At 34.2% G+C, this 12,268-nt stretch carries 13 protein-coding genes; 7 read left to right on the top strand and 6 right to left on the bottom strand.

Annotation, left to right across the window (positions count from 1 at the left end):
• Positions 1-69: 69 nt before the first annotated feature.
• Together FC72_RS02665 and FC72_RS02660 are read right to left on the bottom strand one after the other, a co-directional pair.
• Complete coding sequence (locus tag FC72_RS02665; protein ID WP_057764519.1) at positions 70-894, bottom strand: hypothetical protein; 825 nt, start codon at positions 892-894, stop codon at positions 70-72.
• A 163-nt stretch (positions 895-1,057) separates the two neighbouring features.
• Positions 1,058-1,531 (bottom strand): nucleoside 2-deoxyribosyltransferase, encoded by a 474-nt coding sequence (locus FC72_RS02660; RefSeq protein WP_057764517.1) that lies wholly within the window; start codon positions 1,529-1,531, stop codon positions 1,058-1,060.
• Between the two features lie 168 nt (positions 1,532-1,699).
• On the opposite strand from FC72_RS02660, the gene FC72_RS02655 reads away from it, so the two are divergent.
• Together FC72_RS02655 and FC72_RS11060 are read left to right on the top strand one after the other, a co-directional pair.
• Positions 1,700-3,400, top strand: coding sequence for an FAD-dependent oxidoreductase (locus FC72_RS02655; RefSeq protein ID WP_057764515.1), 1,701 nt, complete (start codon positions 1,700-1,702; stop codon positions 3,398-3,400).
• A gap of 109 nt (positions 3,401-3,509) precedes the next feature.
• A complete protein-coding gene (locus tag FC72_RS11060) occupies positions 3,510-3,641 on the top strand; it encodes a hypothetical protein (RefSeq protein ID WP_268871645.1) in 132 nt (43 codons plus the stop codon).
• On the opposite strand, the gene FC72_RS02650 is transcribed toward FC72_RS11060, so the two are convergent.
• The gene (locus FC72_RS02650; RefSeq protein WP_057764513.1) at positions 3,638-4,489 is read right to left on the bottom strand and encodes a LysR family transcriptional regulator; all 852 of its coding nucleotides are present in this window, start codon (positions 4,487-4,489) and stop codon (positions 3,638-3,640) included. The two genes, FC72_RS11060 and FC72_RS02650, sit on opposite strands and share 4 nt — an antisense overlap.
• 108 nt (positions 4,490-4,597) lie before the next feature.
• Between FC72_RS02650 and FC72_RS02645 the strand changes: the two genes are divergently transcribed.
• Entirely contained in the window at positions 4,598-5,614 is a 1,017-nt protein-coding gene (locus FC72_RS02645; RefSeq protein WP_057764511.1) for a YeiH family protein, read from the top strand.
• Positions 5,615-5,934: 320 nt separating this feature from the next.
• On the opposite strand, the gene FC72_RS02640 is transcribed toward FC72_RS02645, so the two are convergent.
• Complete coding sequence (locus FC72_RS02640; protein ID WP_057764509.1) at positions 5,935-6,798, bottom strand: LysR family transcriptional regulator; 864 nt, start codon at positions 6,796-6,798, stop codon at positions 5,935-5,937.
• Positions 6,799-6,918: 120 nt separating this feature from the next.
• Here FC72_RS02640 and FC72_RS02635 point away from each other — a divergent pair, with 120 nt between their 5' ends.
• Genes FC72_RS02635 through FC72_RS02625 form a run of 3 tightly spaced genes read left to right on the top strand, consistent with a single transcriptional unit; the run spans position 6,919 to position 9,132 of the window.
• Positions 6,919-7,776 carry an aldo/keto reductase gene (locus FC72_RS02635; protein WP_057764507.1) on the top strand — a complete coding sequence of 286 codons (858 nt, stop codon included), beginning with the start codon at positions 6,919-6,921 and terminating at the stop codon, positions 7,774-7,776.
• Between the two features lie 14 nt (positions 7,777-7,790).
• Positions 7,791-8,438, top strand: coding sequence for an NAD(P)H-binding protein (locus tag FC72_RS02630; protein ID WP_057764505.1), 648 nt, complete (start codon positions 7,791-7,793; stop codon positions 8,436-8,438).
• 52 nt (positions 8,439-8,490) lie between these two features.
• Positions 8,491-9,132 (top strand): flavodoxin family protein, encoded by a 642-nt coding sequence (locus FC72_RS02625; protein WP_235805136.1) that lies wholly within the window; start codon positions 8,491-8,493, stop codon positions 9,130-9,132.
• A 317-nt stretch (positions 9,133-9,449) separates the two neighbouring features.
• Here the strand turns inward: FC72_RS02625 and FC72_RS02620 are convergent, their stop codons facing one another.
• Positions 9,450-10,382, bottom strand: a complete 933-nt coding sequence (locus FC72_RS02620) for an L-lactate dehydrogenase (RefSeq protein ID WP_057764503.1) — start codon at positions 10,380-10,382, stop codon at positions 9,450-9,452.
• 18 nt (positions 10,383-10,400) lie between these two features.
• A complete protein-coding gene (locus FC72_RS02615; RefSeq protein WP_057764501.1) occupies positions 10,401-11,432 on the bottom strand; it encodes a branched-chain amino acid aminotransferase in 1,032 nt (343 codons plus the stop codon).
• Between the two features lie 452 nt (positions 11,433-11,884).
• On the opposite strand from FC72_RS02615, the gene FC72_RS02610 reads away from it, so the two are divergent.
• Positions 11,885-12,196, top strand: coding sequence for a hypothetical protein (locus FC72_RS02610; RefSeq protein ID WP_057764499.1), 312 nt, complete (start codon positions 11,885-11,887; stop codon positions 12,194-12,196).
• Positions 12,197-12,268: the final 72 nt, after the last annotated feature.

The following is a 12,268-nucleotide window of genomic DNA, read 5'->3' as shown; positions in this document are numbered from 1 at the left end:
AATCGGATTACTGGTCTTGCTTTCCTTAATGCTCAAAAGCTGAACATGTTTTGTTCCACTCTTTTGTATTTATTTAATTACTTGAACTGTAACGTTTTGGCGACCAAATTGTAGTGCTTGTGAATTTGGCATAGCGATATCTAATTGGTTAGGGTTGCTGTATGCAAAGTAACCAGTATCATTAACAACACGGTCATAAACATTACCATTGCTATCAGTGATCTTTAGATGTGTACCCTTAGGGAATTTTGATAAGTTGGCAGCAACACCGCTGTAACCCATACTTGAACCTAAAACAGCTGGATCATAAGCTGTAGCGTTCATAGTGATTGTTTCTGATACTTGTTGTTCTGTCATGAATTCAGCTTTGATCCATTGACCAGCGCCAAGATCATACCAAACTTGGTTATTTGAGTCTGTATATTCATCATATACTTCATAACCTGAACCATTTGAGACAGAGTTACCGTTAAAGTAACCATTTGGTGCATCATAAAGATTTACGTTACCTTGATCTGATTTAACATACATCCATTTATTAACTTCGCTTGAAGATTGTGTAGATGTATTTGCTTGTGGAGCATCGAATGAAATATCAGATGACTTAAGCCACATATTTGTACCAACTTCATAGTAAGTTGCGTCATCAAGTGTGATTGCCTTGTCAATTTTCCATGCTGTATTGTTTTGTAATGAAGCTGAACCAGTTGTAATATCACCATCAACTGAAGGTTCGTTGTATACTGTAGCGCCGTTAGCGTTTGTAACGTAAACTACACCGTCTGTGTTAGAAACTGAAACTGCGGCTTGGACAGCATTGCCTGTTGCGGCAAATGTTGTAAGTGCAAGTGAAGCGACTGTTAATACTGATACTGCTAATTTCTTGATTCTCATTGAGATATGTCCCCCGAATTACTTTGAAGCCTTTTTGGCTTAACGAATTTTCTTACGAGAAACATCATATAACGCATGGCATAAAAAAAGTTGGATATAATCCAACTGTAAAAGACATGTAATGTTATTGAAATCTAAAAAACTCAATATTTACAAAATTATTTTAGATATACGCTTTAATTTCAGCCAATAATTTGTCGATCGTGTTGACGACTTTACCATTCAATTTGATGAGTCCAATCGTATAAGTATTAACATATTGGAAAGGATTCTCACCAATTTCACCTACAGCCTTAAGCTTTTCAGGATTTTCTGCTCCATGTTGTCTTAAATCAGTATATAGTCCAAGAACGGGGATCTCTTTACCAAATGCTAGACCTATTTCTGAAGCAACACCGATATCAATAATTTCTCCATCAAGAATTGCGACAACTAAATCAGAAGAAAGCAATTCTTTGTTATCTTCTTCAGCAATTTTGATTGAGTCAGCGAATTTAGTTTTGTCGTTAATGTCACCATTTTCTTGAGGAAGATAAACCTCAATATCATTGGACATTTCTCTTATTTGCTTAACTACGACTTCGTTAAACATGCGGTCGGCTTGAGAAAATAAACCATTAGCAAAATAAATCTTCATTATAAATCCTCTTTTCTTGATTGATAATAATATATTATCATGCACAATTAGTAGAAGAAACTGATTTATTATGGCTAAATCGTTCTTAATGAAGTATGCTGGAAATGTAAGGGCTTTATTTAATTTACCTTAGAATTGCGTGCGACCTCATTTAAGGAGTGAATAAAAATGGGAAAAAAGATTATTGTTGTCGGTGGCGTTGCTGGAGGCGCGTCAGTTGCAGCGAGAGTTAGAAGATTAGATGAAGATGCTGAAATAACAATGTTTGAGAAGGGTCCTGATGTTTCCTTCTCTAATTGTGCGCTTCCATATCATTTAAGTGGAACAATTGAAAATGCTGATGATATTGTTTTGATGAGTCCAGAACAATTTAAAAAGCAATATAACATCAACGCTGTTACTAATACAGAAGTAATAGATGTATCCGCTGAAAATAGAACTGTCCAAATAAGAGATCTAGTTACTAAGAGTATTAAAACATATAATTATGATGAATTATTCTTATCACCAGGTGCAGTTCCTAAAATGCCTAGTGATATTAAAGGGATTGATAACGATAATGTCTTTTCAGTTAGAAATGTTGTCGATATAAGAAAAATACAAGGTTATATTGAAGAAAACGACGTTCAAAACATTACTGTAGTCGGTGCTGGATTCATAGGGCTAGAAGTAACAGAAAATCTAATTAAAGCTGGTAAAGATGTAACACTAGTTGGATCATCAAAACATGTTTTAAGAAATATGGATGATGATTTGGCTCAAATTATTCATAAACAATTGATGGAACATGGGGTACGTCTGTTACTTAACCACAAAGTAGTTGAATTTACGGATGATGAGGTTATTTTTGATTCTGGTGAAAACGTTCCTACTGAAATGGTAATAATGGCCGTTGGTGTTAAACCTGAAGTTTCATTAGCTAAAAAAATTGGCGTGAAAATTGGTGAGACTGGAGCTATTGCAGTAAATCAAAATTATCAAACTAATTTGCCTCATGTATATGCAGTTGGTGATGCAATTGAAGTAGTTAATATGTTGACTAGAAAAAAGGAAAGACTAGACTTAGCCTTTCCAGCTCAAATAGAAGCTCGTGATGCCGTAAATCATGCATATGGACGTTTAGTACATCAACATGGTGTCATTGGATCACAAGTTATCGGTGTCTTTGGATTAAATGCCGCTTCCACTGGATTAAGTGAAGAACAATGTCAAAAGAATGGGATTGAATATCGTGTAGCTATGGTAGCGCCAAAAGACAAAGTTTCTTTGATGCCTGATGTACATCCCATTTTTCTAAAATTAGTATTCAGTTATCCAACCGGTGAGATTTTGGGAGCTCAAGCTGTCGGTCTAAGCCAAGTCGATAAACAAATTGATGTTATTGCAACAATGATCACTATGCATGGATATGTTGAAGATCTACAAAATCTTGAATTATGCTACCAGCCAATGTTTAGCACTGCTAAAAATGCCGTTAATATGGCAGGACTTGTGGCAACAAATATTTTAAATGATGAATATAAGCAAATTTCTCTTACAAAAGTCCGTGATTTAGTAGATGATGGAGCATTTATTATTGATGCACGTGAACCAGATGAATTTGCGGAAGGTCATATTAAAGGTGCTCTTAATATTCCATTAAGTCAGTTCCGTGGTCGTTTAGATGAAATTCCACGGAATAAACCAGTTTATATTCACTGTTTGACCAGTCAAAGAAGCTATAACATGGTCCGTGCGTTGAATAACCTTGGCTATACTAATATTTACAATATAGTAGGTTCTTTCTCAGGATTATCTGAATATGAATATTTCCGTGATATTCATAATGACCGTGAGCCTATTGTTACTGGGTATAAGTTAGATTTGTAAAAAAAGAGTGTAAAAAAAGGCGTTTTGCTACCGGAATATAGCCTAGAAGCACGAACGATTGGTACTATCAATCGTTTGTGATTCGTAGCTATGTGGAGGTTGCAGCCTTTTGTTACACGGTTATGTTATAAAAAATTTGGAAATGCAAAATGGTGCTGTGACGTATGTCATGGCACCATTTGTTTTAAGTGGAAAAAGCTATGTTTGGTTGCATGTTTATGACCGCATGTTTAACTTCTAAACAAGCTGCTTATAAGTATCTTTAAAATAACTATCCTTTAGAAAAACCAAGTTTATAGGATGATCAATATGAAATTCTTGAATCGGAATTTGTTTCAATAGTCCGTGTTCCAAATCATTTTCCACAAGTGATTTATACATGAAACTAATTCCTAGATTTTGCTTTAGTAATTGAATTATCGTTGTTGGACTGGAAATTTCAGAGATATTTTGAAAATCATTTATTTGAAAATTTTGAATTGCTAACCAGTTTTCTAAAATATCACGACTACCTGAACCAATTTCTCTTATTAGAATATTTTGGTCGAATAATTTTTCAATAGGAAGAGGTTCTTTGACGTCTAATTCAGGATTTGCTACACAAATAAAGGGCTCACGCTTAATTAAGATGTAGTCAAATTCCTTTTTATCAAAGTTACCCTCAATGAGTCCAAAGTCGATTTTTCCGTCACGAATCTTGCTTAAAACATGTTTAGTATTATTTATTTCAGTGGTAGTGATCTTGAAGTCACTGTTTAGTTTATTAATAAATTCTGGTAGTAGGGTTGTGCTTAGTGATAAAGTGCAACCCATTTTTAATTTACGTAGACTTTTTTCGTCTTGAAGTGATTTTATGAGTCGCTGACTTTCCATAGAAGTTTTTTTAGCATAGTTAGCTAGAATAATTCCAGATTGAGTTAGTTTGATTTTATTATTATTTTTTGTAACTAAAAGTAAGTTTAATTCATTTTCTAAAGAATTAATCTGTTGAGAGACCGCCGGTTGAGTAACGAACAGTTTTTGAGCCGTTTTAGTATAGGAGAGAGTTTCTGAAAGAATGGCTAAAGTTTTGAATCTTTTATCTAACATGATTGACCTCATAAGAATTATTTATAATATAAAAACAATTACTAATTTTTACTTATATCAATTCTATATTATCATTTAAATCATGTTAAAAGAGAGGAAAACATATTTATGGGGATTTTTAGAACAAGTAGTTTTTATTATGCATTTATTATGACCTTGATTTGTTCCGCTTTAGGAACATTTTTTGGTGGACTACTATACCTAACTATTATTGGTGCATTGGTAATATCTTTGATATTGGGGATGTTTTTTCAAATACATCAACCAGTTATTAAGAAAGCCAAATCCGGAATAGGTTTTGTTTCTAATAAGTTCTTGAGATTAGGAATCATTCTCTTAGGATTTAAATTGAATTTGATAGATTTAGCCAATGCTGGTATTAAAACAATTTTAGTGGCAGTAATAGTTGTTAGTGGTGTTGTGATTTTAACTTATAATATTGCCAGAAAATTGGGAGTTAATAAGGAATTAGCCATATTAACAGCCAGTGGTACAGGAATATGTGGTGCTGCTGCGGTTATGGGAGTTTCTCCACAAATAAAAGTTCATCCGGATGCTGAAGCACAAAAAAAGGATGACGAAGTTTTGGCAGTAGCTATTGTAGCAATTTTAGGAACAATATTTACGTTGATCGAAATAGCCATTAAGCCAATGTTAAATATGACATCTTCCCAATTTGGAGTTATGGCGGGTGGATCATTACATGAAATAGCACATGCTATTGCAACTGGTGGTGCCGGTGGATCTATTAGCTTAAGTACAGCAATTATTACTAAATTGTCACGAGTTTTGATGTTGGCGCCAGCAGCCTTGATCATTGGAATTTGGTATCAAAGAACAGAATCAAATGGAAATACTACTAAGCAGAAATTACCGATTCCATGGTTTATGGGTGGCTTTATTTTAGCTAGTATTATTGGAACTTTTATTCCAATGCCAGTTGGGATATTAAATGGTTTAGTAAAACTAGCTTATTTGGTTCTAGGAATGGCAATGGCAGCTTTAGGTATGAGTGTTAATTTTAAAGTATTTATGACTAGCGGCAAAAAAGCCGTTTTAGCTGCATCAATCGTTTCTGTTGTTTTATTAGGATTTATGATTGTGGTTAGTAAAATGTTTTTCTAAAAATATATGTAGGTGATGTTTTGCCGCCTCCAGTCACAGAAAAATTAGGTTGCTATGGGGAACGATTCAAGCCGAGGTCTTGAATCTCGATTTTGAACCTTGCAAAGTCCGCGAGTTTCAAAATTCGTCCCGTGGTGTAAGCACTAAAGTGCTAACGCCACCTTCACAGCAACCTAATTTTTCTGCGCCTTCCGGCTAATTTACGAAATACTATTATAATTATATAAATACAATTTTAAAAGCCGAAATTACTCGATATCGGAAACAAACAAGGTCAGTAATCAATTTTTAGATTACTGGCTTTTTTGTCTTGAAATTCTTTAATATATCCAAGCTTGAGATATTAATTTAATCAACGGATCAACTTTTGCTTTTTGATTTTTTAAATAAGAAGCATAAAAATTCATTGTACTTTCATCATCACTAATTGGGATTCTGACACGATCATCATCTTTTGAAGGAATATGATTACTTTTTGGAGAAATATTGGTACTGAAATAAGGAAAATTGGAGTACTGAGTTATTTCTTGAAAAGCATCATATTGTTCTTGGTACAAGAATTTAGCATCTGGAATATTATTTTGAATAATTTCTTTCCATATACCTATATCGTTAATAACGATAAAACTCATTCCTTTTAATTCATCAAATCTCACTGATTTTTTATTAGCCAAGTAAGTGAACTTATCTAAGTTAACTGATAATTTTTCACTACCAATGAAGCGAGACTCGATCGAATCGGTCATGATTTCTTGATTAGTTAGAATCATTGAATAGCTTAAGTTTTCTAAGTCGCTGATAACATCATCTTGTTGTAATAAAGCATCCTTGATAACAGTATTTTTGGGCATGTTATTTATTGAATGCAAAACGATTGTAGGTCCAGGAACTACTGAACCGACTGTTAGGGTAGTGTTGCTGGCCTCATATGCTTGAACTGTGTTAATAAAACTTTGATTCTGATTCAAAACCTTTTGTGCTTCTTTAGCTGCTAAAACTCCAGTTTTGGTCAAAGAAATGTGATTGGGTTGACGGTCAAATAATTTCACATTTAACTCATCTTCAAGTTTTTGCATTCCACGAGTTACCGTTGGCTGTGTCACCATCAGTTCTTCTGCGGTGGCCGCCAGAGTTCCAAATTTACTAAAAGTTACTAATTCCTCCAGCAAGTAATTATCAATCATAAAATCACCTCGTTAAAGTACTATACGCTGGACGTATAGTAGCATGTTTATCTAGTAATTTTCAAGTATACATGGCCTGCATATAATGAACTCATAAATCAAACGCAGAGGTAAACAGATATGGATACAGTGAAATTAAATAATGGAATCAAAATGCCACAATTAGGATTTGGTTTTTTTCAAGTAACTGACTTAGAACAATGTGAGCAAGCAGTTGTTGATGCAATTGCTTCAGGTTACAGATTAATTGATACAGCCGCAGCTTATCAAAATGAATCTGCCGTGGGACGTGCTATCAAACGAAGTGGAGTTGATCGTAAGGAATTGTTCATCACATCAAAACTTTGGGTATCAGATGCCAACTATGAACGAGCAAAAAAAGGTATCGAAACTTCATTAAATAATCTTGGAGTTGATTATCTAGACCTATATTTATTGCACCAACCTTATGGAGATGTGTCTGGTGCATGGCATGCTTTAGAGGAAGCTTATAAAGCTGGTAAAATTCGAGCAATTGGTGTTTCTAATTTCTATGCAGATCAATTGAAGAACTTGGAATTATCAAATGAAATTAAACCAGTAATTAACCAGATTGAAGTTAATCCTTGGTATCAACAGAATTCAGAAGTTGAATTCAATCAAAGTGAAGATGTTCGTGTTGAAGCTTGGGCACCATTTGCTGAAGGTAAGCATGATATTTTCACTAACGAAACTATCAAAGAAATTGCTGACAAATATAACAAATCTAATGGCCAAGTTATTTTAAGATGGTTGCTTCAACGTGGAATTGTGGTGATTCCTAAGTCGGTTCATAAAAATCGTATGGAAGAAAATATCAACGTCTTTGATTTCAAATTAACCGATGATGATATGAATATTATGAATAGTCTTGATAAAGGTGAAAGTCAATTCTTTGACCACCGTGATCCAGTAACAATTGAACAAATTTTTGGAACAAGTTTAGCTAAATTAAAATAATTGGAGAGATAAAAATGAAAAAAGTATTAGTACTAGGTGCAAATGGACAAATTGCAAGAATCGTTGAAGATAGAATTCTAAAGGAACAACCAGATGTTGAATTGACACTATTTTTACGTAATAGTAATCGTTTGGCGGAATTGGGCTCAAATAAAAATGTTACTTTGATTGATGGTGATGTTAAGGATTTTGAAGCAGTTAATAACGCCACGAAAGGCCAAGATATCGTCTATATTTCTTTTGTCGACCATGATGGTAACAACACTATGACTAAAAATGTTGTTAAAGCTATGAAAGAAAACAAAGTTGAACGTGTTATTGAATCAAGCTTATTAGGTCTATATAACGAAGTCCCTGGTGAATTTGGTCGTTGGAACTACAGTATGGTAAAAGGCGGCTTGGATGCAGCAATTAATGCTGATAAGTTGCTTGAAGAATCAGGTCTAACATATACAACATTACGTTTTCCATGGTTGAATGATCGTGATGAAGTTAAATATGCAATCACACACAAGAATGAACAATACCTTGGAGTTTCTGGATCTCGTCAAAGTATGGCCGATGTAATCGTCAAAATTGTTGCTGATCCAGATTATTTGAAGAACGATTCAGTCGGTATCGCTGATGCTGGCACACAAGGTGAAGATAGACCAGTATATTAAAGATGAAGATACAAATCTGTGGGTATTTTTTAATCTTTTGGGAGATAAGAAATTGAATAATAAATTTCAAGATGCAACAATTGATGGTCAAAAAATCACAGCTTATCAATTAGGAAAAAATAGTAATGATTGGCGTAATGGTGCAGGAACAATTTCTGATGGGATGGATACTAATAAAAATAGCCATCCTACTAGAAAGTTAACCGATTCAGCCAAGAATATCGTTATTTACTTTTCAAGATCAGGTAGTACAGAATTGTTGGCAAGTAAAATTGCAAAGAAAACTAATGCCGATATTTTAGAGATTACCGTGAAAGACCCTTATCCAAGTAATTACCCAAAAACATTGTCACGAGCAAATTTTGAACGTGAAAATATGGATTATCCAGAATTAAATATGGAACTACCTAATCTTGACCAATACAAAACGGTTTACTTAGGATATCCAATTTGGGCAATGACATTATCACATCCAATGCACTCATTTCTAAACACTTACGGCAGTCAATTATCCAGTAAGAAAATTGCTCCATTCATGAGTGAAGGTGGATATGGTCAAGGTGATAGCGTTCAAGTAGTTAAAGAAATTCTCAAACAACAAGGAGCAATTAATAATACCTTTACATCATCATTAGTAGTTGATGGAAATAAAGTTGATCATTCTGATAAACAAATCAGCGATTGGCTTAGATAATAAAAAAGTTAAATTAAAAATAGAGAGCCCTACAATTGTTATACAAAAAATATAACAATTATAGAACTCCCTTTTAATATATTACCAAAATTCTAAAAGCTGGAGATATCGAGTAATGGAACCAGTTGTGAAAGAGGAGTTGAACGCTTGCGTTCTTACTCCACTGACGATTCTAAAATTTGCGATTTTTGCAAAGTTTAGAATCGAGACTTCAGACCTTGGCTGAAGTCGGTCACACAACAGGTGGAATTACTCGATATCGGAAGCCGACCACCATTAACATTATCCTAGACAATGCTCAAGAGCTAACCGCCTTTTTATGCTCTCTCATACATTGTGGCAAACTTTTCTTTAATTGTATTAGCAGAATTTTTGAATTTGGCTTCCTCTTCGTCAGTTAGATGTAGTTCATTAACATATTGAACTCCACCTTTTCCAACAACAGCAGGTTGACCTAAGTATGTATCGTATTTCTTATTATATGTAGAAACTGGACATTCAAGCTGTGCATCTGAGATTACAGATTGAGCTAATTTAACAGCACAAGTTCCGATTCCAAAACTTGTGTATCCCTTCCCGGAGTGGATAGCCCAGCCGCCATGTCTGATTTCATCTTCAAGATCATTTAAATCTAATTCTTTTCCTTTTGCCTTTGCATATTCTTTTAGGGGATGATTATTAACTGTAACTGTGGACCATGCAACAAATTGTGATTCACCATGTTCTCCTAAAACATAACCGCCAACGTTTTTAGAATTAGTTCCAAACTGTTCAGCAACGACACGTTGCATTCTTGCTGTATCAAGAAATGTTCCAGTTGCTAAACATTGTTCAGAAGTAAAACCAGCTTCTTTTTGGAGGTATTGAGCAATTGCGTCGCAAGGATTCATCGTATCAACCAAAACGCCGTTGAATCCGGATTTAGCAATTTTAGGTGCAATATCTTTGACGATTTCTCTAGTATATTCAAATTCAACCCAGCGATTTCCTGAATTATTATCTAGGGCATGAATATTTCCAGCAGTGACAAACAAAACATCAGCATCTTTTAATTCACTATAATCTTGAACTTTAATTTTAGTTGTTGTGTCTAGTCTTGCCTGACAATCTTGTAAGTCTAATTGTTCAGCTACTGCCAATTTTTCGTTTTTGTCGATCAAAACTAATTCGTCAGCGATTCCCTTAGTAACTAATGTATATGCGACTGTAACACCTACGTGTCCTACTCCGATAACTCCAAATTTTCTCATAATAATTATCCCCTTTTATTAGTCTACTTGTTGTACCCAATTTTCTGGTGCTTCTACGGTACCAAATTGAATTCCAGTTAATTCATCGTAGAGTTTTTGTGTAACTGGACCTACTTCTGTCTCACTGTAGAAGACGTGTAGATCACCGTTATGTTCAATACCACCAATTGGGGCGATAACAGCGGCAGTACCACAAGCACCGGCTTCTTTAAATCTATCTAATTGGTCAATGTAGACATCGCCTTGTTCTGTACCTAAACCTAGTCTGTGTTCTGCTAACCAAAGTAGTGAATACTTTGTAACACTAGGTAGAATTGAAGGGGATTTAGGAGTGACAAAAACATCATCTTTTGTGATACCAAAGAAGTTAGCTGCACCAGCTTCTTCAATTTTTCTATGTTCAACAGGATCTAAATAAACACAATCTGCAAATCCTTTTTGAGATGCATTTTGATGTGGCAAAAGACTAGCTGCGTAATTTCCACCAACTTTGGCTTCACCAGTTCCTTTGTGAGCTGCACGATCATATTGTGAAGTTGTAAAGTTCATTGGAGTCATGCCACCTTTGAAGTATGCACCAACCGGTTGTGCAAAAACTGTGAAGAGATATTCTGGGGCGGGACTTACACCAATTTGATCACCAACACCGATCATTAATGGACGAATATATAATGTTCCTCCTGTACCATATGGAGGTACAAAATCAGCGTTTGCTTTGACGACCTTTTTAACAGCTTCGACAAATTTATCTTCTGGGAAAGCTGGCATTAATAATCTTTCACAAGAATTGTGGAATCTTTTTGCGTTTTGATCGGGACGGAATAATTGAATCTTATCTTCGGGTGTTCTATAGGCTTTTAACCCTTCAAAAGCACCTTGGCCATAATGCAAAATAGTTGAAGCCTCACTGATATGTAAAGTATTATCTTCAGTTAGTTCTCCATCTGACCATTTGCCATCTTTCCAAGTTGCAAGGAATCGAAAAGGTAAGTCCATATATGCGAATCCTAAGTTATTCCAATCTAGTTTTGATGCATCTGCTTTTGCCATATACAATTATCTCCTTAAGTGTGTTCTTAATTTAAAAGAAAAAATGACCAAGTTGAATAAATATCAACTTGGTCATTCCCTGGTTTTCCGATCAATAGAGAATTAGAAAGATTCTCCAATGAAGGTACAACTAGAATGCAAGTTGATATTTTTAATAATGACTAACACAATAATTAAAATAATAATTGATAGCATCATGATTAGTACCTCCTTTGATTAGAAAATGATTAAAATTAAGTTAGACACATAATAAGTCTTGTTAGATAATATTGTCAATAAAAATCATAAAATTTCTGTTAAATCAGTTTTTGAGTAGAATTGGTATAGGTATTAAAATTATCTAATAAAGATTAGAATTGTAAAATCCTGCTATTTGACGAAGAGCCAATCATGATAATATTTATAAAGGAATAAAGTAGTATTTAGTTGTTCATAAGGGAGACGAGATAAGTATGAAAAAAGAAGCAAAACTAGATTTGATAAATAATCTTTTAAATGAATTAAATTCTACTTTAGATAATAAAGATGCAAAGAACTTTGTCTTCATTGCGTATAGCGTGATCAATAAACCTGAAAAAATTTCTATGAGAGTAAAAGAAATACCAGATGCACTTGACGAATTAGATAGAAACTTTATTGCACTTTCACAAAATGACTACCATTTTTCTGATGAATCTATGAAAGTTTATCGACAGTTGAGGAAATTAGCCTTATCAAAATTTGGTCATGGTTGGGGTGGACTGATAGCAGCAAAATTGTGGTAAAAATTAATTAAACTAATTATTTTTAGTCTAGAAAAAAGTGTTTTTGTGGTATGCTTTAAGCACTATAATCGT

Source organism: Companilactobacillus tucceti DSM 20183 (assembly GCF_001434665.1).
GTDB lineage: Bacteria > Bacillota > Bacilli > Lactobacillales > Lactobacillaceae > Companilactobacillus > Companilactobacillus tucceti.
Note: the sequence above shows the minus strand (reverse complement) of the source record. Positions and strands in the feature narration are given on the sequence as shown.